The sequence below is a fragment of the Bradyrhizobium sp. Pha-3 genome (assembly GCF_042258615.1).
GTDB lineage: Bacteria > Pseudomonadota > Alphaproteobacteria > Rhizobiales > Xanthobacteraceae > Bradyrhizobium.
Genome location: NZ_CP170152.1, coordinates 5,274,950 through 5,297,914, shown reverse-complemented (window position 1 = coordinate 5,297,914; position 22,965 = coordinate 5,274,950). Strand labels below are relative to the sequence as shown.

19 protein-coding genes and 1 pseudogene are annotated in these 22,965 nt (G+C 64.5%); 15 read left to right on the top strand and 5 right to left on the bottom strand.

The window, feature by feature from the left end; all coding sequences use genetic code 11:
• Entirely contained in the window at positions 1–3,129 is a 3,129-nt protein-coding gene (locus ACE10Z_RS25275) for an efflux RND transporter permease subunit (protein WP_375783186.1), read from the top strand.
• A gap of 62 nt (positions 3,130–3,191) precedes the next feature.
• Here ACE10Z_RS25275 and erpA read toward each other — a convergent pair whose 3' ends face one another.
• Positions 3,192–3,521 (bottom strand): iron-sulfur cluster insertion protein ErpA, encoded by a 330-nt coding sequence (gene erpA / locus ACE10Z_RS25270; protein ID WP_021081206.1) that lies wholly within the window; start codon positions 3,519–3,521, stop codon positions 3,192–3,194.
• Positions 3,522–3,659: 138 nt separating this feature from the next.
• Here erpA and ACE10Z_RS25265 point away from each other — a divergent pair, with 138 nt between their 5' ends.
• The 12 genes and pseudogenes from ACE10Z_RS25265 to surE all read left to right on the top strand — a co-directional run bounded on the left by ACE10Z_RS25265 (position 3,660) and on the right by surE (position 16,280).
• Positions 3,660–4,868, top strand: a complete 1,209-nt coding sequence (locus ACE10Z_RS25265; protein WP_375783185.1) for a deoxyguanosinetriphosphate triphosphohydrolase — start codon at positions 3,660–3,662, stop codon at positions 4,866–4,868.
• A gap of 9 nt (positions 4,869–4,877) precedes the next feature.
• Positions 4,878–6,674: an arginine--tRNA ligase gene (argS, locus tag ACE10Z_RS25260; protein WP_375783184.1), complete on the top strand. Its 1,797-nt coding sequence runs from the start codon at positions 4,878–4,880 to the stop codon at positions 6,672–6,674.
• Between the two features lie 118 nt (positions 6,675–6,792).
• On the top strand, positions 6,793–8,244 hold the full coding sequence (locus ACE10Z_RS25255; RefSeq protein ID WP_375783183.1) for an SPOR domain-containing protein: 1,452 nt from the start codon (positions 6,793–6,795) through the stop codon (positions 8,242–8,244).
• A gap of 46 nt (positions 8,245–8,290) precedes the next feature.
• Entirely contained in the window at positions 8,291–9,313 is a 1,023-nt protein-coding gene (nagZ, locus tag ACE10Z_RS25250; protein WP_375783182.1) for a beta-N-acetylhexosaminidase, read from the top strand.
• Positions 9,310–10,131, top strand: a complete 822-nt coding sequence (locus ACE10Z_RS25245) for a segregation and condensation protein A (protein WP_375783181.1) — start codon at positions 9,310–9,312, stop codon at positions 10,129–10,131. Before nagZ ends, ACE10Z_RS25245 begins: the two co-directional genes overlap by 4 nt.
• A 22-nt stretch (positions 10,132–10,153) precedes the next feature.
• Positions 10,154–11,065: pseudogene (scpB, locus tag ACE10Z_RS25240) on the top strand (SMC-Scp complex subunit ScpB); the annotation flags it as partial.
• A gap of 162 nt (positions 11,066–11,227) precedes the next feature.
• Positions 11,228–11,461 (top strand): twin-arginine translocase TatA/TatE family subunit, encoded by a 234-nt coding sequence (locus tag ACE10Z_RS25235; protein WP_375783180.1) that lies wholly within the window; start codon positions 11,228–11,230, stop codon positions 11,459–11,461.
• Positions 11,462–11,623: 162 nt separating this feature from the next.
• Positions 11,624–12,169, top strand: a complete 546-nt coding sequence (gene tatB / locus ACE10Z_RS25230) for a Sec-independent protein translocase protein TatB (RefSeq protein WP_375783179.1) — start codon at positions 11,624–11,626, stop codon at positions 12,167–12,169.
• Positions 12,166–12,960 carry a twin-arginine translocase subunit TatC gene (gene tatC, locus ACE10Z_RS25225; RefSeq protein WP_375783178.1) on the top strand — a complete coding sequence of 265 codons (795 nt, stop codon included), beginning with the start codon at positions 12,166–12,168 and terminating at the stop codon, positions 12,958–12,960. The genes tatB and tatC overlap by 4 nt, the downstream gene beginning before the upstream one ends.
• A gap of 204 nt (positions 12,961–13,164) precedes the next feature.
• Positions 13,165–14,496 carry a serine--tRNA ligase gene (gene serS / locus ACE10Z_RS25220; protein WP_375783177.1) on the top strand — a complete coding sequence of 444 codons (1,332 nt, stop codon included), beginning with the start codon at positions 13,165–13,167 and terminating at the stop codon, positions 14,494–14,496.
• Between the two features lie 100 nt (positions 14,497–14,596).
• Positions 14,597–15,418, top strand: a complete 822-nt coding sequence (locus ACE10Z_RS25215; RefSeq protein WP_375783176.1) for a hypothetical protein — start codon at positions 14,597–14,599, stop codon at positions 15,416–15,418.
• A 94-nt stretch (positions 15,419–15,512) separates the two neighbouring features.
• A complete protein-coding gene (gene surE / locus ACE10Z_RS25210) occupies positions 15,513–16,280 on the top strand; it encodes a 5'/3'-nucleotidase SurE (RefSeq protein WP_375783175.1) in 768 nt (255 codons plus the stop codon).
• A gap of 121 nt (positions 16,281–16,401) precedes the next feature.
• Here surE and ACE10Z_RS25205 read toward each other — a convergent pair whose 3' ends face one another.
• Complete coding sequence (locus tag ACE10Z_RS25205) at positions 16,402–16,779, bottom strand: response regulator (RefSeq protein WP_026192734.1); 378 nt, start codon at positions 16,777–16,779, stop codon at positions 16,402–16,404.
• 371 nt (positions 16,780–17,150) lie between these two features.
• Between ACE10Z_RS25205 and ACE10Z_RS25200 the strand changes: the two genes are divergently transcribed.
• On the top strand, positions 17,151–17,807 hold the full coding sequence (locus tag ACE10Z_RS25200) for a protein-L-isoaspartate(D-aspartate) O-methyltransferase (protein ID WP_375783174.1): 657 nt from the start codon (positions 17,151–17,153) through the stop codon (positions 17,805–17,807).
• A gap of 110 nt (positions 17,808–17,917) precedes the next feature.
• Complete coding sequence (locus ACE10Z_RS25195; protein WP_375783173.1) at positions 17,918–19,294, top strand: peptidoglycan DD-metalloendopeptidase family protein; 1,377 nt, start codon at positions 17,918–17,920, stop codon at positions 19,292–19,294.
• 75 nt (positions 19,295–19,369) lie between these two features.
• Here ACE10Z_RS25195 and ACE10Z_RS25190 read toward each other — a convergent pair whose 3' ends face one another.
• The 3 genes from ACE10Z_RS25190 to ACE10Z_RS25180 all read right to left on the bottom strand — a co-directional run bounded on the left by ACE10Z_RS25190 (position 19,370) and on the right by ACE10Z_RS25180 (position 22,784).
• Positions 19,370–20,998, bottom strand: a complete 1,629-nt coding sequence (locus ACE10Z_RS25190) for a porin (RefSeq protein ID WP_375783172.1) — start codon at positions 20,996–20,998, stop codon at positions 19,370–19,372.
• A gap of 358 nt (positions 20,999–21,356) precedes the next feature.
• The gene (locus ACE10Z_RS25185) at positions 21,357–21,836 is read right to left on the bottom strand and encodes a hypothetical protein (protein ID WP_375783171.1); all 480 of its coding nucleotides are present in this window, start codon (positions 21,834–21,836) and stop codon (positions 21,357–21,359) included.
• A gap of 66 nt (positions 21,837–21,902) precedes the next feature.
• Complete coding sequence (locus ACE10Z_RS25180; protein WP_375789915.1) at positions 21,903–22,784, bottom strand: ATP-binding protein; 882 nt, start codon at positions 22,782–22,784, stop codon at positions 21,903–21,905.
• Between the last annotated feature and the right edge of the window lie 181 nt (positions 22,785–22,965).

The window sequence follows — 22,965 nt, the reverse complement described above, 5'->3', positions numbered from 1 at the left end:
ATGACGCTCTCCGAGCTCTGCATCCGCCGCCCGGTGATGACGACGCTGATCACGGCCTCGATCATCGCATTCGGCGTGTTCGGCTTCCGCTTGCTGCCGGTCTCGGCGCTGCCCAAGGTCGACTTCCCGACCATCGCGGTCACCGCCACGCTGCCGGGCGCCAGCGCCGACACCATGGCCGCCTCGGTCGCCGGCATCATCGAGCGTCAGCTCTCGACCATCGCCGGCATCTCATCGATGAACTCGAACTCCTCGCAGGGCACGAGCGTCATCACCATCCAGTTCGACCTCAACCGCAACATCGATGCGGCCGCGCTCGACGTGCAGACGGCATTGACGATCGCGCAGCGCCGGCTGCCGATCGAGATGACGATCCCACCGAGCTTCCGGAAGGTGAACCCGGCCGATTTCCCGGTGCTGTTCGTCTCGCTGGGGTCGGCGACGCTGCCGCTGTCGGCGGTCAACGAGTACGGCGACATCACCATCGGGCAGGCGCTGTCGCAGCTGCCGGGCGTCGCCCAGGTGCTGATCTACGGCGCGCAGAAATTCGCGATCCGCGTTCAAGCCGATCCGGAGGCTGCGGCTGCCCGCAGCGTCTCCATGGAGGACATCCGCGCCGCGGTGTCGCGCGCCAATTCCTCAACCCCGGTCGGCACGCTGAACGGGCCCAAGCAGGACGTCGCGCTGCAGGCCTCCGGCCAGATGGACAAGGCGGCCGACTACCGCCAGATCTACGTCGCCTGGCGCAACGGCTCGCCGGTTCGCCTCGACGAGATCGCCAAGGTCTATGACAGCGTCGAGAACGACAAGATCGCGACCTGGATGAACGACGAGCGGGCCATCGTGCTCGCGATCCAGAAGCAGCCCGACGCCAACACCGTGGCCGTGGTCGACGCCGTGCTGGCGAAATTGCCGTCGCTGCGCGCCGCGATCCCGCCCTCGGTGACCATGCAGGTCATGATGGACCGCTCGGTCTCGATCCGGCAGGCGGTCAGCGACGTCGAGGAGACCCTGCTGATCGCGATCGCGCTGGTGATCCTCGTGATTTTCCTGTTCCTGCGCTCGGCGTCGGCGACCTTCATTCCGGCGCTTGCGGTGCCGATCTCGCTGTTCGGCACCTGCGCTGCGATGTATGCGCTGGATTACTCGATCAACAACATGACGCTGCTGGCGCTGACGCTCTCGGTCGGCTTCGTGGTCGACGACGCCATCGTCATGCTGGAGAATATCGTCCGCCATATCGAGCACGGCATGAAGCCGTTCGAGGCGGCGCTGAAGGGCGCCCGCGAGATCGGCTTCACCATCATCTCGATCACCTTCTCGCTGATCGCGGTGTTCATCCCGGTGCTGCTAATGGGCGGCATCGTCGGCCGCGTGTTCCGCGAATTCGCGGTCACGATCTCGGTCGCGATCATCGTCTCCGGCTTCGTGTCGCTGACCTTGACGCCGATGCTGTGCGCCCGCGTGCTGCGCGCGCACGACGCGACCAAGCGGCCGAACATCGTGCTGCGGGCGTTCGAGGCGATGTTCGAGGCCTGGCTGCGCGCGTATGAATCGGCGCTGGACTGGGTGCTGGCCAGGAAAGCCCTGATGCTGGTGATGACGCTCGCGACGCTCGGCGGCACCGTCTATCTCTACATGATCGTGCCGAAGGGCTTCTTCCCGCAGGAGGACACCGGCTTCCTGATCGGCGTGACGGAAGCGGCGACCGATACCTCGTTCGAGGCGATGAAGGTCCGCCAGCAGGCGCTGGTCGAGGTGATGCGGACCGATCCGGCGATCGATTACATCAATTCCACGGTCGGCTCCGGCGGTCCCAATCCGACCACCAATTACGGTCGCTTGTTCATCGCGCTGAAGCCGCAGAAGACCCGCGACAATGCCGCTGTCGTGATCGGGCGGCTGCGCCAGAAGGCGCGCGAGATCCCGGGCATGCAGGCGTTCTTCCAGAGCGTCCAGAACCTCAACATCGGCGGGCGCATCTCCAAGAGCCAATATCAGTATGTGATGCAGAGCGGCGACACCGAGTCGCTGTACCGGCTGGCGCCGGAGATGCGCGACAAGATCGAGAAGATCCCGGGCCTGCTCGACGTCACCACCGACCTCTACATCAAGAACCCGCAGATGACGGTCGACATCGACCGTGAAAAGGCGGCGGTCTACGGCATCACCGTCGATCAGGTCCGCAACCAGCTCTACAACGCCTACGGTTCGCGACAGGTCGGCACCATCTACATGCCGTCGAACGACTACCAGATCATCCTGGAGGTGCAGCCGCAGTTCCGCGTCGATCCGTCCGATCTCTCGAAGCTCTACATGAAGACCGCAAACGGCCAGACCATTCCGCTTGATGCTGTGGCCCGGCTGGTGCCGACGGTCGGGCCGCTGCAGATCAACCACCAGGGCCAGCAGCCGGCGGTCACGATCTCGTTCAATCTCGCGCCCGGCAATTCGCTCGGCTACGCGGTCGACAAGATCACCGAGCTCGAGCAGAACGCCAATTTGCCGCCGACGATTGCGACCGGGTTCTCCGGCACCGCGCAGGTATTCCAGGATTCGCTGCGCGGGCAGGGAGTGCTGATCCTTGCTGCGGTGTTCGCGGCCTTCGTGATCCTCGGCATTCTCTACGAGAGCTTCATCCATCCGATCACGATCATCTCCGGCCTGCCGTCGGCCGGCATCGGCGCGATCCTGACGCTGATGCTGTTCGGGATGGAGCTGTCTGTCATCGCGATGATCGGCATCGTGATGCTGGTCGGCATCGTCAAGAAGAACGCGATCATGATGGTCGACTTCGCGCTGGAGCGCCGCCGCGTCGGCCTCAGCGCCGAGCACGCGATCCGCGAGGCGGCGCTGCTGCGCTTCCGCCCGATCATGATGACGACGTTCGCGGCGATCTTCGGCACGCTGCCGATCGCGCTCGGCGCGGGCGCCGGCGCCGAACTGCGTCAGCCGCTCGGCGTCGCGGTGGTCGGCGGCCTCTGCGTGTCGCAGCTGCTGACGCTGTTCATCACGCCGGTGATCTACATCTATCTCGACCGTATCGATCGCAGGCTGCGCCGCAAGCTCGACCCGCAGGCGGAAGCGGGCGGCGACGTCGAGCGCCCGCAGGTGGTTGCGGCGGAATAGCTGGCCTCTCCGGCGAGCCGGTTACCGGCTCGCGCCGGGTATTCGCGTTAGGCGAGGAAGCGTCAGATCGAGAAGCTGGTGCCGCAGCCGCAGGAGGCGGTGGCGTTCGGATTGACGACGCGGAACGAGGCGCCGATCAGGTCGTCGACGAAGTCGACCTCCGAGCCCGCAAGGAACGGGACGGAGGCGGGGTCGATCAGCACCACGGCGCTATCGCGCTCGATCACGAGGTCGTCATCGGCTTGGGTGCGCTCGACGTCGAACTTGTACTGGAAACCGGAGCAGCCGCCGCCCTCGACCGAAATGCGCAGCTTGGCGCCGTCGCCTTCCTTGCTGAGGATCTGCCCGATCCGGCGGGCGGCCCGTTCGCTGACGGTGATGGCAGCAGTCATGGTCGGTCTCCGAAACCCAATCTGCGCATGATCTGATCGGATCATGCCCGGCGTCATGCCCAATTCATTTGGTCGGCCGCCTCAGTCATAGTTAAGTGCGTCGGACCATGGAATCAAATGGATAAGGACTAAAATACCGTGTCGGTCGGAATGGCTGCCCCCCGCGCGCCTTATGCCTGCGACCCCGACCGCAGTCGCGGCCGGCTTGTCGTGGAGCCGCCGAGCCGGACCCGCAGCCCGTTCCGGCGCGATTGCGACCGGGTGATCCATTCTACCGCGTTTCGCCGCCTCAAGCACAAGACCCAGGTCTTCGTCTTCCACGAGGGTGATCATTACCGCACCAGGCTGACCCATTCGCTGGAGGTCGCGCAGATCGCCCGCGCGCTGGCGCGCCAGCTCGGGGTCGACGAGGATCTGACCGAGACGTTGGCGCTGGCGCACGACCTCGGCCATCCGCCGTTCGGGCATGCCGGGGAGCGGGCGCTCGACGACTGCCTCAAGGATGATGGCGGCTTCGACCACAATGCGCAGGCGCTACGCGTCGTCACCTCGCTGGAGCATCGCTACCCCGAATTCGGCGGGCTGAACCTGACCTGGGAATCGCTCGAGGGTATCGTCAAGCACAACGGCCCGCTGACCGATCGCAACGGCGCGCCTAGCGGCCGCTACCTCGACAGCGGCATTCCGATCGGGATCGCGGATTACAACAAGACCTACGATCTCGAGCTCTGGAGCTATGCCTCGCTCGAGGCGCAGATCGCGGCCTTCGCCGACGACATCGCCTACGACGCTCACGATATCGACGACGGCCTGCGCGCCGGTCTGTTTGTGGTCGACGACCTCAAGGAGATGCCGCTGACCGCAGGGATCATCGCCGAGATCGACCGCCATTATCCCGGGCTCGACGAGGTCCGGCGCGGCGCCGAACTGGTGCGTGAGCTGATCTCACACTTCATCAGCGCGGTGTTCAACGAGGCGACCCGGCGGCTTGCGGTTGCGCAGCCGCAATCGGCGCAGGATGTGCGCCACCACAATGCGCCGCTGATCGCGTTTCCGCCCGAGGTGGGCGAGCAGGAGGCGGCGATCAAGGCGTTCCTGTTCCGGCGGATGTATCGCCACCGGCGGGTGATGCTTGTCATGCGGGAGGCCGAGCAGGTGGTGCGCAATCTCTATGAGCGTTACCGGCAATCGCCAGGTGACCTGCCGGCGGAATGGATCGAGGGGAGCGTGCAGGAGACCGGGAGCGCGCGGAACAGGCGGATCGGCAATTTCATTGCCGGGATGACCGACCGTTTCGCCCTGATCGAGCACCAAAGGCTTTTTGACTCGACCCCGGATTTGCGTTAGCGCCCTGCCATGGCCGACACCACTGCACAACCTCACCTTTTTGCCGACATGCTGGCGCGCGTGCACGCGATCTGTGCCGCTGTCGCTGCCGAGGACAACTGGCCCGCGGGCATTGATCTGTCCCGCGTCGTGGTCGAGCCGCCGCGCGATGCCAGCCATGGCGACATGGCGACCAATGCCGCGATGGTGCTCGCCAAGGATGCCAAGGCCAAGCCGCGCGAGCTCGCCGACAAGATCGCCGAGCGGCTGCGTGCCGACGCGCTGGTCGAGTCCGTCGAAGTTGCCGGGCCTGGCTTCATCAACCTGACCTTGAGGCCGCAGGTCTGGGCGGACGCGCTGCGCGCCGTGCTGGCGGCCGGCTCGGCCTATGGGCGCAGCGACATCGGCAAGGCCGAGAAGGTCAATGTCGAATACGTCTCGGCCAACCCGACCGGGCCGATGCATGTCGGCCACTGCCGCGGCGCCGTGTTTGGCGATGCGCTATGCAGCCTCCTGCAGTTCGCGGGCTTCGACGTCTGTCGCGAATACTACATCAACGACGCCGGCGCCCAGGTCGACGTGCTCGCGCGCTCGGCGTTCCTGCGCTATCGCGAGGCGCTCGGTGAGGACATCGGCGCGATCCCGGAAGGCCTTTATCCCGGCGATTACCTCGTGCCGGTCGGCGAGGTGCTCGCCAAGGAACATGGCGATAAACTCCTGACCATGCCGGAAGCCGCGTGGCTGCCGATCGTGCGCGACAAGGCGATCGCCATGATGATGGAGATGATCAAGGGCGATCTCGCCGCGCTCAACATCCATCACGACGTGTTCTTCTCCGAGCGCTCGCTGATTGCATCAGGAAACAACAAGGTCGCCGAGACCATCGATTTCCTGCGCGCGAAGGGCGACATCTACGAGGGCCGCCTGCCGCCGCCGAAGGGCAAGCCGGTCGAGGATTACGAAGACCGCGAGCAGTCGCTGTTCCGCGCCACCGCCTACGGCGACGACGTCGATCGTCCGCTGATCAAGTCGGACGGCTCGTACACCTACTTCGCGTCCGACATCGCAAACCACCGCTACAAGTTCGAGCGTGGCTTCACCAATCTGATCGACGTGTTCGGCGCCGATCACGGTGGCTACATCAAGCGGATGCAGGCGGCGGTGAAAGCGGTGACTGCCGGCAAAGCCACGCTCGACGTCAAGATCGTGCAGCTCGTCAAGCTGCTGCGCGACGGCGAGCCGGTGAAGATGTCGAAACGCTCAGGCGAATTCGTCACGCTGCGCGAAGTGGTCGACGAGGTCGGCTCGGACGCGGTCCGGTTCATGATGCTGTTCCGCAAGAACGACGCGGTACTCGATTTTGATCTCGCCAAGGTGATCGAGCAGTCAAAGGACAACGCCGTCTTCTACGTGCAGTACGGCCACGCCCGTGGCCATTCGATCTTCCGCAATGCGCGGGAGGAGGCGGTTCCCGATCTGCCCGAGACCGACGAGGCCCGGCTGGCCTATCTGCGGAACGCTGCGGTCGAACGGCTGACTGACCAGGCCGAGCTCGATCTGCTCAAGCGGCTTGCGCTTTATCCCCGGATGATTGAAGCCGCTTCGGTGGCACATGAGCCGCACCGAATCGCTTTTTATCTATATGATTTGGCCAGTGAATTTCATGCGCTGTGGACCAAGGGGCGCGATTTGCCCTATTTACGCTTCATTATCAATAATGATGCAGAAATCACCAGGGCGCGACTGGCAATGGTTCAGGGCGTCGTCTCGGTTCTGGCATCGGGCTTAGCTGTTCTAGGCGTCCACGCTCCAACCGAGATGCGGTAGGCAGGGGCATTAGGCCCTCACGAGTGGGGATTTGTGAGGGCATCTGGCAGGGGCCAACTCGTTCGGACCGGCTGTGCCGGCGATCTTGGCGCTGTCCCGAAGGGGATGCATCATCACGATGGCTGATCGATATCAGGACCGACTTTTTTCCACCGACGCGGCCTCCAAGGCCGAGAGCGATCCGCTTGCGGAACTGGCCCGGCTGATCGGACAGACGGATCCATTTGGCTCCGCGAACAAGCCGCCGCCGCGTCCGCTGCAGTCGCGCGCCAACGCGCGGCCGCAACAGGACGACGAGGATGCGCCGCCCGCGGGGCCGCCGCCGTGGATGCAGCGCGCGCGGCAGGAGGCTGTCGTTCCGCCGCCCGTGGAGCACACCGAATACGAAGAGCCCGAACAGCACTACCAGCCGAAGCCGGTGCATCCGTTGCATCGCTATGCGGCCCAGCAGGCGCAGCCGCCCGCGCCCGAACCGGTCGCAACCTATCGGCCGGTCGAGCCCCCCCGACAGCCCGAGGCCTTTGACGACGAGCCGCCCTATCAGAGCGGCGATCAGGGCCACGATCCGTCGCGCTATGACGATGCGCTCTACGGCCAGGTGGAAGCCGGCGAACAGGATTTGCAGCGCGATCCATCCTACCCGGACGATCCCTACGCGTATGAGGTCGACGAGGAGGAGCCTGAACCGCGCCGGCGGAGCAGCGGCCTGATGACGGTCGCCGCGGTGCTGGCGCTTGGCGTGTTCGGCGTCGGTGGCGCGTACGCCTATCGGACCTATGTCGGCTCGCCCCGTACCGGTGAGCCGCCGATCATCAAGGCCGACAACACGCCGACCAAGGTGATCCCCGCTCAGGCCGATGCGCCGGCGAAGACGCCGGACCGTATGGCGCCGGGCGATGGCACCGAGAAGATCGTGTCGCGTGAAGAGACGCCGGTCGACGTCAATTCGAAGACCGCCGGACCGCGCGTCGTGTTTCCGCCGCTGAACGCGAATGCGAATCCGCCGCCGGCATCAACCGTGCAGACGGCGCAGCCCGCACCAGCGCCGATCACCGCGAACGGGACCTTGCCGAACAACGAGCCGCGCAAGATCCGCACGCTCGCGGTCAAGGGCGATTCGCCCGATGGTACGCAAGCCACGGCGGCCGTGCCGGCGAAACCTCCGGCGGCGGCGAAGCCACCGGTGTCGCGTGGTAATCCAGCTGCGGCCAATGCCAGCGTGAACGCGCCAATGGCGCTGGTTCCCGGACAGGCCGACGCAGCTCCGGCAGCGCCTCCGACCCGGGTGGCGTCCACCTCGACGGCCTCGGTTGGTGGCGGCGGATATCTGGTCCAGGTGTCGTCGCAGAAGAACGAGGCGGACGCGCAGTCGTCCTATCGGATGCTGCAGGGCAAGTATCGCAGCGTGCTCGGTTCGCAGCCTTTGGTGGTGAAACGCGTCGATCTCGGTGAGAAGGGCGTCTACTATCGCGCCTTTGCCGGCCCGTTCGCGTCGTCGGAAGAGGCGAACCAAGTGTGCCGGAGCCTGATGTCGGCCGGTGGGCCGCAGTGCCTCATCCAAAGAAATTAAAGGCCGTTTCCTTGACCCGTGAGCTGCTTACGGCCTAATCGGCCGAATGACGAACCGCGCATTCATCACGGGCGTATCCGGACTGATCCTCAACGACGCCGAACGCGAATTCATTCGCGCCGAGCGGCCATGGGGCTTCATCCTGTTCAAGCGCAACATCGACAGTCCTGCCCAAGTGGCGGCTCTTGTTGGGGAACTCAGGTCGGCGGCCGGCATGGCCGATGCGCCGGTCCTGATCGACCAGGAGGGCGGACGGGTGCAGCGGCTCGGACCGCCGCATTGGCCGGTCTACCCGCCCGGTGCGAGCTTCAGCGCGCTCTACGATATCGACCCGAAACTCGGCCTGACTGCGGCCCGGCTCAGCTCACGGCTGATTGCGGCCGACCTGATCGATCTCGGAATCACCGTCGATTGCCTGCCGTTGGCCGACGTTCCGGTGGCAGGCGCGGATGCGGTGATCGGCAACCGGGCCTATGGAACCGAGCCCGGCAAGGTCGTGGCGATCGCCCGGGCGGTCACAGACGGGCTGGAACAGGGCGGCGTGCTGCCGGTTCTCAAGCATATTCCCGGCCATGGCCGCGCCACTGCGGACAGTCATTTCCGGCTTCCGACGGTCGATACCGCCAAAGCCGAGCTGGAACGGACCGATTTTGCCGCGTTCCAGCCGCTGGCGGACCTGCCGATGGCGATGACTGCACATGTTGTGTTTAGCGCGCTGGACCCCGTCCATCCGGCAACGACTTCTGCGACAATCATCGAACAGGTGATTCGCGGCCTGATCGGGTTCCAAGGTTTGTTGATGAGTGATGACGTGTCGATGAATGCGCTGGCCGGATCGATTGCCGAGCGAACCCGCGCCATCGTCAACGCCGGTTGCGACATGGTTCTGCACTGCAACGGCAACATCGACGAAATGCGCGAGGTCGCGCGGGAGACGCCGGAACTGACCGGCAAGGCGCTTGAGCGGGCCAAGGCGACGCTCGCTGCGCGGAAGCAGCCTGAGCCGCTCGACCGGCAGGCGGCACGGGCTGAACTGGATGCGTTGTTGGATCGGGTAGGGACGGCATGACCGCTGAAATTCTATCGTTTGAGACCGGGCGGCCGGCCGACCTCGCCGAGGGCGAACCGGCGCTGGTGGTCGACGTCGAGGGCTATGAGGGCCCGCTCGACCTGCTGTTGACGCTGGCGCGGCAGCAGAAGGTCGACCTGTCGAAGATTTCGATCCTTGCGCTCGCCGACCAATATCTTTCGTTCATCGAGGCCGCGCGCAAAATCCGCCTCGAGCTTGCCGCCGATTATCTGGTGATGGCGGCTTGGCTGGCGTTCCTGAAGTCGCGGCTCTTGCTGCCCGAACCGCCGACCGCGGAGGGGCCGAGTGCCGAGGAAATGGCGACCGCGCTCGCCAACCGGCTGCGCCGTCTGGAAGCGATCCGCGAGGCGGCGAACCGGCTGATGAACCGGCCGCAGTTCCAGCGCGATATCTTTCCGCGCGGCAATCCAGAGTCGATCGCCGAGATCAAGCATCCGAAGTTCACCGCAACCTTGTACGACCTGCTGTCGGCCTATGCCACGCAGCGCGCGTCACGCGTGCTGACCTCGGTGCATCTGGCAAAGCGGACGGTGTGGTCGCTGGCGGAAGCGCGCGCCTCGCTGGAGCGGTTGGTCGGCCTCGCCGAGGACTGGAGCTGCCTCGACGAGTACCTGATGAACTACGTCGCCGATCCCAAGCAGAAGGCGACGGTGTTCGCATCGAGCTTCGCTGCTGCCCTCGAACTGGTTCGCGAGGGCGAGATGGAAATCAACCAGAAGCAGGCGTTCGCGCCGATCTATTTCCGAAAGCGTCAAGCGCAGGCCGCAATGGCTGCGCCGGACCTGTCGGTTGAGTAAGTGGAAGAAGGAGAGCAAGCCCATGGCAAGCTTGGCGGAAGTGCGCAGAGACGAGCCCGAGGAGGAGGTTTCTCCGATGGATCATCCGGTAGCGCGTCCTGAGGAATTGCGGCTCCTGGAAGCCCTGTTGTTTGCATCGGCCGAGCCGATCGATCAGGCAACGCTGGCAAAGCGGATGCCCGACGGCGTCGATATCAAGGCGGCGCTCGCACAGTTGCAGGCGGAATATGCCCCGCGCGGCGTCAACCTGGTTCGGGTCGCCAACAAGTGGACGTTCCGTACCGCCGGCGATCTGTCGTGGCTGATGACGCGCGAGAGCACCGAGACCCGCAAGCTGTCGCGTGCAGCGATCGAGGTGCTGGCGATCGTCGCCTATCACCAGCCGGTGACCCGCGCCGAGATCGAAGAGATTCGCGGCGTGGTCACGTCGAAGGGAACGATCGACGTGCTGCTGGAGACCGGCTGGATCCGTCCGCGCGGCCGCCGCAAGACGCCGGGCCGTCCGTTGACCTTCGGAACCACCGACGGGTTCCTCTCGCAGTTCAGCCTGGAAGCGCTCGGCGACCTGCCGGGGCTTGAGGAACTGAAGGGGACGGGCCTGCTCGACTCGCGCCTGCCGACCGGCTTTTCCGTTCCCTCGCCGTCGGATGATGCGACGCTGCGCGAGGACGAGGAACCGCTCGAGCCCGGCGACACGCTGGAACTGCTGCTGGCGCCGTCCGTCGAGCCGGAAGCCGAGGAACCGAAGACCGAGAGCGAAGCGGTTGTCGAGGCTGAGGCTGCCGAGGTTGGGACTGCCGAGGTCGAAACGACAGCGGAAGCCGATACCGAACTCGAGGCGGAAGCTGCCGCGGCCGAACCCGACGCGGCCGAACCTGACGCTGGTGAGCCGGAAGCGCACATCGACCACGCGGGCGATGACGACGGCGCCGAGGAGAAGGGCGAATAGCCCGGAATATTCCCGGTTAAGCCTAGCAATATTACGTAGCCGCGACAGCGATTTGCCGCGGCCGAGGTCCTTGTTTTTGACACCCCGCGGGCCTAACTTCCGGCAAAGTTCAGGCCGGTCCGCCGGCCATTTCTGGAGGGTTGCAGGATGGGTTCGCTGAGCATTTGGCACTGGATCGTCGTGATCGCAGTGGTCCTGCTGCTGTTCGGACGCGGCAAGATTTCGGACCTGATGGGTGACGTCGCCCAAGGCATCAAGGCCTTCAAGAAAGGCATGCAGGACGACGACAAGGTCGCGGACAAGCCGGAGTCCACCAAGGCGATCGATCACAATGCGGCGCCGACGGCCGCGCGCCAGGACGTCGGCAGCAAGGCCGTCTAACGCGCTTGCACTGACGCATATTTCGACGTTTTTCCTTGCGCGAAACGGTGACGCCGTCGCAGAGACGCGCTATGGACGCCGATTGAGAAAAGGCGCCGGCAGCCCCAGATCCTCTGTCAGGACCGATGGGGCCGATGGCGGCGCGCTTAGGCGGAAGAATTCATGTTCGATATCGGGTGGAGTGAACTGGTCGTCATCGCGGTCGTCGCGCTGATCGCCATCGGCCCGAAAGAGCTGCCGGGCGTGCTGCGCATGGTCGGGCAATGGATGGGCAAGGCCCGCAAGATGGCCTCCGAATTCCAGGGCCAGTTCCAGGAGGCCATGCGCGAGGCCGAGATGGCCGACCTCAAGAAGAGTTTTGACGAGGTCAGGGAAGCCGCAACCGGCATCACCAGCGGCAACATCATGACCTCGCTGCACAAGGACGTCAGCGACGCCCTGCAGATCGACAAGCCGGTCGATGCGCAGGTCGCCTCCGCAATCGACGCACCGGTGACGTCGGGTGACGCACTGGTGACGTCAAGCGACGCACCGGTCACTCCGACTACACCGGTGGAGCCGACGCCGGAAACCTTCGTCGAGGCAGAGACGCACGTTGCTGCCGGCGAGCCGCTCGCGATCACCGGCGAGGCGAAGCCCGAGCCGGCGCCTGCGCATGACGAGACGCCGGCACAGCCTGACGTGCTCAAGGACGCGAGGGCGTCATGAGCGCCGAAGATATCGAGGCCAGCAAGGCCCCCTTGATGGATCATCTGATCGAGCTGCGTTCGCGGCTGATCAAGGCGCTGCTCGGCTTCGGCGTGGCCTTCATCATCTGCTTCTTCTTCGCCAAGCAGATATTCAACGTGCTGGTCTGGCCCTTCATCTGGGTGGCAGGGCCGGAAAATTCCAAATTCATCTATACCGCGCTGCTCGAATATTTTCTAACGCAGCTCAAGCTCGCGTTGTTTGGCGCAGGCTTCATCTCGTTTCCGATCGTCGCGACGCAGATCTACAAGTTCGTGGCACCCGGGCTCTACAAGCATGAGCGCAACGCATTCCTGCCTTATCTGATCGCGACGCCGGTGTTCTTCGTGCTCGGCGCCATGATGGTCTATTTCGTGGTCTTCCCGATGCTGACCCGCTTTTCGCTCGGCATGCAGCAGTCGGCAGGCACGGAGACGGCTCAGATCCAGTTGCTGCCCAAGGTCGGCGAGTATCTCTCGCTGATGATGTCGCTGATCTTCGCCTTCGGCATCGCGTTCCAGCTGCCGGTGATCCTGACGCTGCTCGGCCGCATCGGCATCGTCACCTCGAAGATGCTGAAAGAGAAGCGGCGCTACTTCATCGTGATCGCCTTCATCATCGCCGCCGTGCTGACGCCGCCCGATGTGCTGAGCCAGGCCTCGCTCGCGATCCCGCTGCTCTTGCTCTATGAAGGGGCCATCATCGCGGTCGGGATCGTGGAGAAGAAGGCCACGGCCTCGTCCGCGCCGTCGGCGACCAATCCGGCCGAGTAGGGCGGTTTTCGGCCTCACACTCGGTGTCATACCCCGCGAAAGCGGGGTATCCAGTACGCCGCGGCCTTTCGGTCACACACTGACGTCTCTGGAATACTGGATCACCCGCTTTCGCGGGTGATGACGGTCGTGGTACTGGAAACATACAACGCAAACGTTGACATACAACGTTATCTGCAAGCCCGCCGTCAGGACTACCACGCCATGCACGACATCAAAGCGATCCGCGACAACCCGACAGCCTTCGACGCCGGCCTGAAGCGCCGCGGACTTGGGGCCCTGTCGCCGTCGCTGCTGGCGATCGACGAGAAGCGGCGTGCGGCGATCCTGGCGTCGGAGCAGGTCCAGGCGCGGCGCAATGCGGCCTCAAAGGAGATCGGCGACGCCAAGAAGGCAAAGGACGAGGCGCGCGCGGCCAAGCTGATGGCCGAGGTCGCCGAGCTGAAGACCACGATGCCGGAGCTCGAGCTGGCTGCGAAATCGTTCGATGACGAGCTGATCAAGGAGCTCTCGTCGATTCCCAATCTGCCGCTCGACGAGGTGCCCGACGGCACCGACGAGCACGGCAATGTCCAGCACCATGTGTTCGGCAAGAAACGCGACTACGGCTTTGCGCCGAAGCTGCATGACGATCTCGGCACTGCGCTCGGCTATATGGATTTCGAGGCCGCGGCGAAACTGTCCGGCGCGCGCTTCGTGGTGCTGAAGAAGGGGCTGGCGCGGCTCGAGCGTGCGATCGGGCAGTTCATGCTCGATTTGCACACCGGCGAGCACGGCTATGCCGAGATCAATCCGCCGCTGCTGGTGCGCGACGCCGTGATGTTCGGCACCGGCCAGTTGCCGAAGTTCGAGGACGATCAGTTCTGGGCGATCAAGGGCGAGTTGCTCTCGACGCCGAATGCCGATCTGCGCAGCGAGCGGCTCGGCCTGATTCCAACCGCGGAGGTCTCGCTGACCAACCTCGCGCGCGAATCCATCCTCGACGAAAAAGAGCTGCCGATGCGGCTCACCGCGCTGACGCCGTGCTTCCGCGCCGAAGCCGGTGCTGCGGGACGCGATACCCGCGGCATGATCCGGCAGCACCAGTTCACGAAGGTCGAGCTGGTGTCGATCACGACGCCGGAAGCCAGCAAGGATGAGCTCGAGCGCATGTTGTCCTGCGCCGAGCAGGTGCTGCAGAAGCTCGACCTGCATTATCGCGTCATGACGCTGTGCGCCGGCGACATGGGCTTCTCCGCGCAGAAGACCTACGACATCGAGGTGTGGATGCCGGGGCAGGGCGATGGCGGTGCCTATCGCGAGATTTCGAGCTGCTCGGTGTGCGGTGACTTCCAGGCGCGCCGGATGGACGCGCGCTATCGCGGCCCCGACGGCAAGCCGCGCTTCGTGCATACGCTGAACGGTTCCGGCACGGCGGTCGGGCGCGCGTTGATCGCTGTGATGGAGACCTATCAGCAGCAGGATGGCTCGATCGCGGTGCCCGATGTGCTGCAGCCCTATATGGGCGGGCTCAAAGTCATCGAGCACGGCATGTGAGGCGAGGGCCAGTGCGATGCCGCTTCACCGTGACATCCACTGGCTTGGTCGACAATGGGCCGTCACGGGCCACGGCCTGCAGCTGATCAACCAGAAGCAGATGGGCTATTACGACATCGAGGCCGCGCGCTTGTGGGAAGCCCGCGTCACCGAGGTGCAAACGAAGGCCTGGATCGACAGGCCCGATTTCGACAAGGCGCTGGAGATCGCGCGCGGCAAGTTCGCCCACCTGGCGCCGGCCGATCTGCCCGCGCCCGCAGCCGTCGCGCCGCCGCCGGTCCGGGCCACGCCGCCGGCCGTGCCGCGTGCTCCGTTTGACGCGGAATCGGTGCCCTCGATCGAGGAGCTGCTGGCGAGACTGAAATCGAAATCGGCTGCGGCAGCGCCCGTCGCAAAGCCAGCCGAGAAGGCGCCCGCGCCGCCGCCCAAACCTGAACCGCCCAAACTCGAAACGCCGAAGCCTGAACCGCCGAAGCCTGAGCCTCGCAAGGTCGACCCCGTCGGATCCGAGTTCCCCAAATCCGAGCTTCCGAAGGCTCCGAGGCCCGAGCTTCTTCAGGCGGCTTCCGTCACCCCCGAGCTGCCTAAGCCCGAATCTCGGAGGGTTGAACCGCCCAAGGTTGAACGGCCCAAGGCCGAAGCTCCCAAGCCTGAAGCTCCAAAGGCTGAACCTGCCAAAGCTGAGCCTGCGAAGACCGAGCCCCTCACATCCGAGGCCCTCACGTCCGAAGTGCGACAGACGGCGCCGGCTAAGACGCTCGAAGCGCCAGCGCCGGCACCGGTTGTTACGGCGGTTCGGCAGTCAGCCCGACCGGCCTGGCCGGTGTTCGACCGCAAGATCGCCTGCAGCGGCAGATTCGTGCATCCATGGCGCGTGACGTCGGCGCGATGGCACGGGCCGGGTTTGCCTCCGCGGCCCTAGCCGGTTAAGACGGCAATCAACTCAAGAAACTGCAACTCAAGAAACCGCAATTCACGAAACCGGCGTCGAATCGGAACAAGAGGCACTTTGACGGATGCGAATTCTCTGCACCAATGATGACGGCATCCACGCCCCCGGCCTGCAGGTCGTCGAGGAGATCGCACGCGCATTGTCCGACGACGTCTGGATCGTTGCCCCCGAGCTCGACCAGTCCGGCGTGTCGCATTCGCTGTCGCTCAACGATCCGCTGCGTCTGCGCGAAGTCAGCCCGCGTCACTTCGCGGTGCGCGGCACGCCGACCGATTGCGTCATCATGGGTGCGCGCCACATCCTCGGAGACAAGCTGCCCGATCTGGTGCTGAGCGGCGTCAACAAGGGCCGCAACGTCGCCGAGGACGTGGTCTATTCCGGCACCATCGCCGGCGCGCTGGAAGGCACCATTCTGGGCTTTCCGTCGTTCGCGTTGTCGCAGGAGTTTTCGATCGAGACGCGCAACGCGCCGCTGTGGGACACCGCGCTGAAATTCGGACCCGACATCATCCGCAAGGTGATCGGTGCAGGCGTGCCCCGCAACACCGTCATCAACGTCAACTTCCCGTCCTGCATGCCCGACGACGTCAAGGGCATCCGGATCACGCGGCAGGGCAAGCGCAATCAGGGTTTTCTGAAGATCGATCGCCGTCACGACGGACGTGGCAATCCGTATTTCTGGATCGGCTTCGAGCGCGCGGCGATGATGGATGCGCCGGCCGAAGGCACCGATCTCGCCGCGCTTGCCGCGCGCTACGTCTCGGTGACGCCGCTGCGGCTCGACCGCACCGATGAGGTGTTTTCGGAAACGCTGTCCGCGACGCTGAAGTGATGCAGGCAATCTGTAGCCCGGATGGAGCGCGGCGAAATCCGGGAAAATCTTTAGCGCATAGAGAGCGGTCCCGGATTTCGCTTCGCTGCATCCGGGCCACGAATACGAATGCGGGTGAGATTTAAACCGGCGCGCCCTTCATCGCGCTGGAGATCACCTGCGCCAGCGTTTCCAGCTGGAAGGGCTTTTGCAGCGCCGGACGATCGCGATACTCCGGGGGCAGGCCGGACGAGCCATAGCCGGTCGCGAAGATGAAGGGGCGGTTGCGGGCGTTGATCAGCTCGGCGACCGGGGTGATCACCTTGCCATTGACGTTGACGTCCAGGATCGCGAGGTCGAATTCGGTCGATTGCGCGAGCTTGACCGCTTCGCCGATCTCGCCGGCCTCGGCCGCGACACTATGGCCGAGCTCTTCCAGCATATCGGCGACCATCATCCGGATCATGACCTCGTCCTCCACGAGGAAAACTGAACAGCCCGCCGGCCGTATCGCTGTCATGATGGAATCCTTGCCCGTCCCTGAAATAGGCTCGCAAATAACACTATAAGGTGCAATGCAAACGTTTGGGAATTAGTCGGTTTCCAGCGCGCGACGCTGCCTCGCCGGACCGCCCTGACTGACTTGTTACGCGAGATTCGTCCAGTCTCCGACCGGGTGCAAACCACTCAACCAGAGCCCCCGCGCCTGGGCGTTCACCGCGTATCGCTGTGATTATATGGGAAGCTGCCGTGGTGGCGCCAATACGAAATAGGACTGCGGGTTCCTGACCGGGAACAAATCGTGACGGGAAATTTTTCCTTAACGCGGTATTTCGGATTTCAATGGCATCAAGCGTAAGGAAGATTCCGCGCTGCTGCCCAGAGACGCTGATGAACATGGCCGTGAAGCCCGATCCGACCGAGAAGATGATGTTTCAGCTCACCCTGCGGCGGCGAGGGGTGAGCGATCAGGCGGTGTTGCGCACCATGGAGGAGGTGCCGCGCGAGATGTTCGTCGATCCGCGCGACCGAAACGATGCCTATCGCGACAGCGCGCTTGGGATCGCCTGCGGGCAGACCATCAGCCAGCCTTTTGTCGTCGCCTACATGACCGAGCAGCTGCGGCTGCAGAAGGACCACCGCGTGCTTGAGATCGGCACTGGCTCGGGCTACCAGGCGGCCGTCTTGTCCCGGCTGTGCAAACAGGTTCTGACCATCGAGCGCTACCGGACGCTGGCTGACAGCGCCCGCAAACGCCTCGAAAAGCTGGGCTATTACAACATCGAGGTGCTGCTCGGCGACGGCTTCGACGTCCCGGCGGGGGCCGGGGATTTCGACCGCATCATCGTCACCGCGGCGATGGAGCAGATCCCCGAGAAGCTGCTGGAGCGGCTCGATCCGGGCGGCATCCTGATCGCCCCGGTCGGACCGCATCAGGGGACCCAGACCCTGGTCCGCGTGGTGCGGACGGAGAGCGGCTTCGACCGCAAGGAATTGGTCGACGTCCGCTTTGTGCCGGCGCTGCCGGGAATCGCGCGCGAACTGTAAATCCGGCGATTTGCGGCTTGGCGCCAACGCCTTATTCGCAGGGTTAAGCGGTTATTTACTCGCGACGTGTTTACTCAAAACAGTCTTTTGTTGCGTACGAGTGAGTAACCATGTCTGGGGTTGTCGAGTTGCTTCGCTCGCGTCGCGTACCGCAGGTTGCGGTGCTGACGCTGATGTCCATGGCTTTTGCCGGTTGCAGCGCCGATATGTCGTCGCGCTTCTCGCAAAACTCCTACTCGCAAAATCCGTTTGCGTTTGATCCGCAGCCGACCGGCACCGTGCAGGCACAGCCGCCGCGCGAGCTGCCGCAATACGCGCGGCCGCGAACGCAGCCGCAATATTCGCAGTATCAGTCGCAGCCATTGCCGCCGCCGGTTGCGGCGCCGCAGTCATACCCGGTCGCCAACGCCGGCGTCTCCGGCGGAGGGCGTGGGCTTTCGTCCTACACGCCGCCGCCGGCGCAGGCGCAGATCGAAGCCACCGGCACCGTTCCGCGTTCGGTCGCGGCAGCACATGCCGGCCATAGCGGCACCACCATCATCGTCGGCACCAGCGATACGCTCGAACTGCTGGCGCGCCGCTACAACGTCTCGACCGCCGAGATCCTGCGCGCCAATGGCTACAAGGGACCGCGCGCGCTGTCGCCCGGCCAGCAGCTGGTCATTCCGCGCCCGATGGCCGCCGCCGCAGCACCGGCGATGGCAGCACCTGCGACGCGGCCCGTTGCCGTGGCAGCTGCGCCTGCCGGCGTCCACTATGTCAATCGCGGCGATACACTGCACAGCATCGCGCGCCAGCACCACATTCCCGTGGCTGAGCTCGCCCGCGCCAACAATCTCGATCAGTCGGCCCGGCTAAGCCTCGGCATGAAGCTGGTGGTGCCTGGCGCCAAGACCGCGATGGCGGCACCTGCGCCGGTTGCGCAAGGCGTTGCTGCCACACCGGTTGCGGTTGCCCCGGCACCAGCCATGGCGGCTCCGAAGGTCGTCGCCACGGCGCTGCCGCAGCAGAGCGCGCGGCTGGTTCAGCCGACCGCGACCGTCGAACAGCCGGTCGCCGCCGCAGAAGCGCCCGTTGCCACCAAGTCGAGCGAAGCCACCGGCGCATTGCCGACGTTCCGCTGGCCGGTGCGCGGCAAGGTCATCACCGCCTACGGCTCGAAGACCAACGGCAAGGTCAATGACGGCATCAACGTCGCGGTGCCCGAAGGCACGCCGGTGAAGGCGGCCGAAGACGGCGTCGTCGCCTATTCGGGCAATGAGCTGAAGGGCTACGGCAATCTCGTGCTGGTTCGCCATTCCAACGGCTACGTCACCGCCTATGCTCATGCGAGCGAAATTCTGGTGAAGCGCGGCGATACCATCAAGCGCGGCCAGGTGATCGCCAAGTCGGGCCAGTCGGGCGAGGCCGGCTCGCCGCAGCTTCACTTCGAGATTCGCAAGGGATCGTCTCCGGTCGATCCGCTCCAGTTCCTCAACGGTGCGTAAGTTACGCGCCGGGACTTCCAAGTCTCACAACAAAGACAACGGGGGAGGCGCAAGCCTCCCCCGTTTTGGTTTGCTTTAGAAGTCGAACGTCATGCCAGTTGTGACCGCCGAGGCCTTGTTGCCGGCGACCACGTTGTTGTTGGCATCGCGTCCGCAGATCGCGTAGCCGTGGCCGCTTGCGCCGAGGCAGTAGTGTGCGCCGGGACCGTTCCGCAGGTAGCTGCCGACGAGGTACCACGTCGCGAATGGGCTGAAGTGATACTTGACGCCGGCCGCATACTGATCGGCGCTGCTGTCGACCGAGTTGAGCGCAAAATCGGCCGAGCCTGCCGCCGGAGTGACGGTGTAGTTATTGAATATGCCGGTCCCCGGCGAGCCGGGCGATGCATTGGCATGAGCCCATGACGCGCTGACGTCCCAGGCGCCGACGCTCTGGGTGGCGCTGAGGTAGTAGCCGTCGCGCGACCGCTCGTTGAAGTCGGCCACGGTGTTCTCGCGCCGCATCACCTCGTAGATGCCATAGAGCTGCAGCTTGCCGATGCCGTCGTCGAGGCGATACCCGGCGCCGATCTTCGCGGCCCATTCGTTGGCGATGCCGACGGCTCCCGGCGGAACGATCAGCACGCCGCCATTGCTCAACGGCGTGACGCCTTCGTCGCCGGTACGGTTGGTGCCCTCATGCAGTTCGTAGGCGCCGACCGCCGTGAACGGTCCCTGATTGTAGGTCAGCGAGGCGCTGTAGAGGTTGCCGTACGAGCCGTCGGTGCAGCCTTCGGGGGCCGCCGTCAGCGGGAAGCCGCTGCCGCTGCCGCGCGAGGAGGTGGCGGGGCAGTTGAAGTCGCCGAGCGCGAAATCGCTGTTGTCCTTTGCCGTGTTCTGCCCGGGCGAGATCATCAGCGTGGTCTGGAAACCGTTCCAGACCGGCGATTCGTACCAGAGCGCATGGGCCGCACGCCAATCGAACTCCGCACGCAGGTCCCCGCCGGTATTGCCCATGATCGAGTTGTAGTCGCCGAGCGTCGCCGAGAACGGATCGAACTTCGATGTGGCTTTCTTGTAGGGCGTATCCGATTTGCCCGCCTTGATCGTGCCCCACGGCGTTGCCATCCCGATGAAGCTGTCGCGCGTTCCGAGCGCGGCACGCTCGGTCGGAACCGCGGCGACCTCGACGAGGGATTCAAACTGGGCGATGGCGGCCCAGCCGGCGAAGCCATACGGTGCGAGATCGTGACGCGCGTGGACGCCGAAGAAGGTGAGGTTGCTTGCCACACCGAACTTGGTGCCCTGATCGAACACGCCGGCGTTGAAGACGTCGCCGGACAAATCCACGTGGCCGTAAAGCGTGACGGTGGTGTTGTCGACGAAGGCGTTGCCGCCCGGCGCCTTGCTGTAGAGCGGCGCGCCTCCGATGCTGACGACGGCATGTTCGGGAGCCGGTGGCTTCGGGGATGGCGCAACGCCGGCATGCTGTACCGGGTTGCCCTTTGGCGTTGAGGTCGCCGCAGGGGGCGCGGCGCTGCGGCTTGCAATGTTATTCACGCGATCCCGGAGCTGCGCATTCTCCTTCGCCAGCTTCGCATTGTTTCGTTCGAGTGCATCCAGACGCGCCATCACGTCGTCGAGCGTTGCTGCCTGCACCGGTTGTTGTGTGAGCGCCAGGCCGATCGCCGCGAGAGCGGTTCCGGCGAGAAGTCCCTTCTTCATCCATTCCCCCCCTTTGTCAGATCACCTCAGCGGTGTGCTGAGGGTCACAAAGTGGAGGGACGTTAATGTATACCACACACCAGATACATGGATGCGGGCAAGGTCAGGCCGATAAACACGCGATGTGACTTAAATGGTACTATGATACTATTGCACTGCATCAATTTGTCGCATCTCGGATTTTGGAATAAGATTTGACTTACGTAGATGTGCTTGAATTTCTGATCGGAAATTTTGTCTGAAAAAATCAGACAGCAATGCTGACCTAAAATATTGCAACGCAGAAACAGACGTCTGTTTTGGAATAATGGATGCCAGTTCTGCCTGGTTCGAAGCGAACTGACGCCTGGCGCCAGGCCTAGATCGGCTGCCAGGGGTCTCGTCTATCTGCGAGGCGCTCGACCATGTCGCTCAGGAATTGCGGCGGTCCGAACGCGTGCCAATCCCCATCCGATTGCAGCAGCAGGGGACGGCGCGCGTCGCGGCTGAAGGCTTCCAGCCACGCGCGCGCCTTGGCTTTCGGACGAGCGCCGATGGCAACCGCAACGTCGACTGGAATTGTGCGCCAGACAAAGCTTGCCGGAAGAAAGATGACATCGGATCTATCCGGTCGCATCCAGTCGGGCAGCGGGCTTGTCGGCGTAAGCCAGCCGCAGACGAAATTCCGGCAGGGATCGACCGGACGCTCGTCGTAGATCGTGCATTTGCCCGCGCTGCTGAACGGGCACGGCTGCCCCGGATGGACGTCGTGGCCACGAATCCGAATTTTCAGCCAGCCATCGCAGCAAGCGGTGCACTCGCCACATCGTCTCGCAGTCGTGCTGGGGTCGGCCGGCATGCGTCGAGTGTACCCATGCCGCACCGAATTCAGAAGGCCTGCGACTTGCCGGACGTGTGGCTCGCGCTAAGCCCCGCTCAACCGCACGCCGAGCCGGCCGGCGAGTTCCTGCGTGTACTGCCAAGCGACGCGGCCGGAACGCGATCCGCGGGTGGTCGACCATTCGAGCGCCTCGCGCTCAAGCTGGTCCTCGGCGATCTTGATGCCGTAATGGTCGCAATAGCCCTTCACCATCGCAAGGTACTCGTCCTGGCTGCAGCGGTGGAAGCCGAGCCAGAGGCCAAAGCGATCCGACAGTGACACCTTCTCTTCGACCGCCTCGCCCGGATTGATCGCGGTCGAGCGCTCGTTCTCGATCATCTCGCGCGCCAGGAGATGCCGCCGGTTCGAGGTCGCATACAGGATGACGTTCTCGGGGCGTCCCTCGATACCGCCTTCCAGCACCGCCTTGAGCGATTTGTACGAGGCATCGTTGCCGTCGAAGGAGAGGTCGTCGCAGAACACGATGAAACGGAAGGAGGAGCTGCGCAGAAGCTCCATCAGGCCGGGCAGGCTCTCGATGTCCTCGCGGTGGATCTCGATCAGCTTCAGCCGGTCGGCCGGCTTGCGATCGACATTGAGGCTGGCATGCGTCGCCTTGACCAGCGACGACTTGCCCATGCCGCGGGCGCCCCACAGCAGCGCATTGTTGGCGGGCAGTCCGTTGGCGAAGCGCTCGGTATTTTCCATCAGGATATCGCGCACCCGGTCGACGCCCTTGAGCAGGCCGATCTCGACCCGGCTGACGCGCGGCACCGGGGCAAGGCGTCCGTCTGGATGCCAGACAAAGGCGTCCGCGGCGCCGAACGACTCGGCCGGGTCGGGGGCCGGGGAGGCGGCCGCAAGGCGGCTTGCAATGGTCTCAAGGGCATTCGCGATCCGCTCGGCAGTGGCGCCGTCGAGCGGCATTACCGGGCGTTTTGTCGCGGCGTTTGCGGCATGCTTGGCGGCAGCGTGAGGGGCGGTTTTGCGGGCGGCTTTACTGGTAGTTTTGCTGGTGGATTTCTTGGCTTTTTTCGGCATTTGTCCAGTTCCTGACGGCGCAGCCTTATCGGGCTGGCGGCGGTCCCGCAAGCGCCCTAAATGAAGG

What these genes read in the sequence shown, in the direction of transcription:
- ACE10Z_RS25275 (WP_375783186.1), top strand. Translation starts at nt 1, where the DNA reads ATGACGCTCTCCGAGCTCTGCATCCGCCGCCCGGTGATGACGACGCTG.
- erpA (WP_021081206.1), bottom strand. Translation starts at nt 3,521, where the DNA reads ATGACTGCTGCCATCACCGTCAGCGAACGGGCCGCCCGCCGGATCGGG.
- argS (WP_375783184.1), top strand. Translation starts at nt 4,878, where the DNA reads ATGGCCGACACCACTGCACAACCTCACCTTTTTGCCGACATGCTGGCG.
- ACE10Z_RS25255 (WP_375783183.1), top strand. Translation starts at nt 6,793, where the DNA reads ATGGCTGATCGATATCAGGACCGACTTTTTTCCACCGACGCGGCCTCC.
- nagZ (WP_375783182.1), top strand. Translation starts at nt 8,291, where the DNA reads ATGACGAACCGCGCATTCATCACGGGCGTATCCGGACTGATCCTCAAC.
- ACE10Z_RS25245 (WP_375783181.1), top strand. Translation starts at nt 9,310, where the DNA reads ATGACCGCTGAAATTCTATCGTTTGAGACCGGGCGGCCGGCCGACCTC.
- ACE10Z_RS25235 (WP_375783180.1), top strand. Translation starts at nt 11,228, where the DNA reads ATGGGTTCGCTGAGCATTTGGCACTGGATCGTCGTGATCGCAGTGGTC.
- tatB (WP_375783179.1), top strand. Translation starts at nt 11,624, where the DNA reads ATGTTCGATATCGGGTGGAGTGAACTGGTCGTCATCGCGGTCGTCGCG.
- tatC (WP_375783178.1), top strand. Translation starts at nt 12,166, where the DNA reads ATGAGCGCCGAAGATATCGAGGCCAGCAAGGCCCCCTTGATGGATCAT.
- serS (WP_375783177.1), top strand. Translation starts at nt 13,165, where the DNA reads ATGCACGACATCAAAGCGATCCGCGACAACCCGACAGCCTTCGACGCC.
- ACE10Z_RS25215 (WP_375783176.1), top strand. Translation starts at nt 14,597, where the DNA reads ATGGGCTATTACGACATCGAGGCCGCGCGCTTGTGGGAAGCCCGCGTC.
- surE (WP_375783175.1), top strand. Translation starts at nt 15,513, where the DNA reads ATGCGAATTCTCTGCACCAATGATGACGGCATCCACGCCCCCGGCCTG.
- ACE10Z_RS25205 (WP_026192734.1), bottom strand. Translation starts at nt 16,779, where the DNA reads ATGACAGCGATACGGCCGGCGGGCTGTTCAGTTTTCCTCGTGGAGGAC.
- ACE10Z_RS25200 (WP_375783174.1), top strand. Translation starts at nt 17,151, where the DNA reads ATGAACATGGCCGTGAAGCCCGATCCGACCGAGAAGATGATGTTTCAG.
- ACE10Z_RS25195 (WP_375783173.1), top strand. Translation starts at nt 17,918, where the DNA reads ATGTCTGGGGTTGTCGAGTTGCTTCGCTCGCGTCGCGTACCGCAGGTT.
- ACE10Z_RS25190 (WP_375783172.1), bottom strand. Translation starts at nt 20,998, where the DNA reads ATGAAGAAGGGACTTCTCGCCGGAACCGCTCTCGCGGCGATCGGCCTG.
- ACE10Z_RS25185 (WP_375783171.1), bottom strand. Translation starts at nt 21,836, where the DNA reads ATGCCGGCCGACCCCAGCACGACTGCGAGACGATGTGGCGAGTGCACC.
- ACE10Z_RS25180 (WP_375789915.1), bottom strand. Translation starts at nt 22,784, where the DNA reads ATGCCGCTCGACGGCGCCACTGCCGAGCGGATCGCGAATGCCCTTGAG.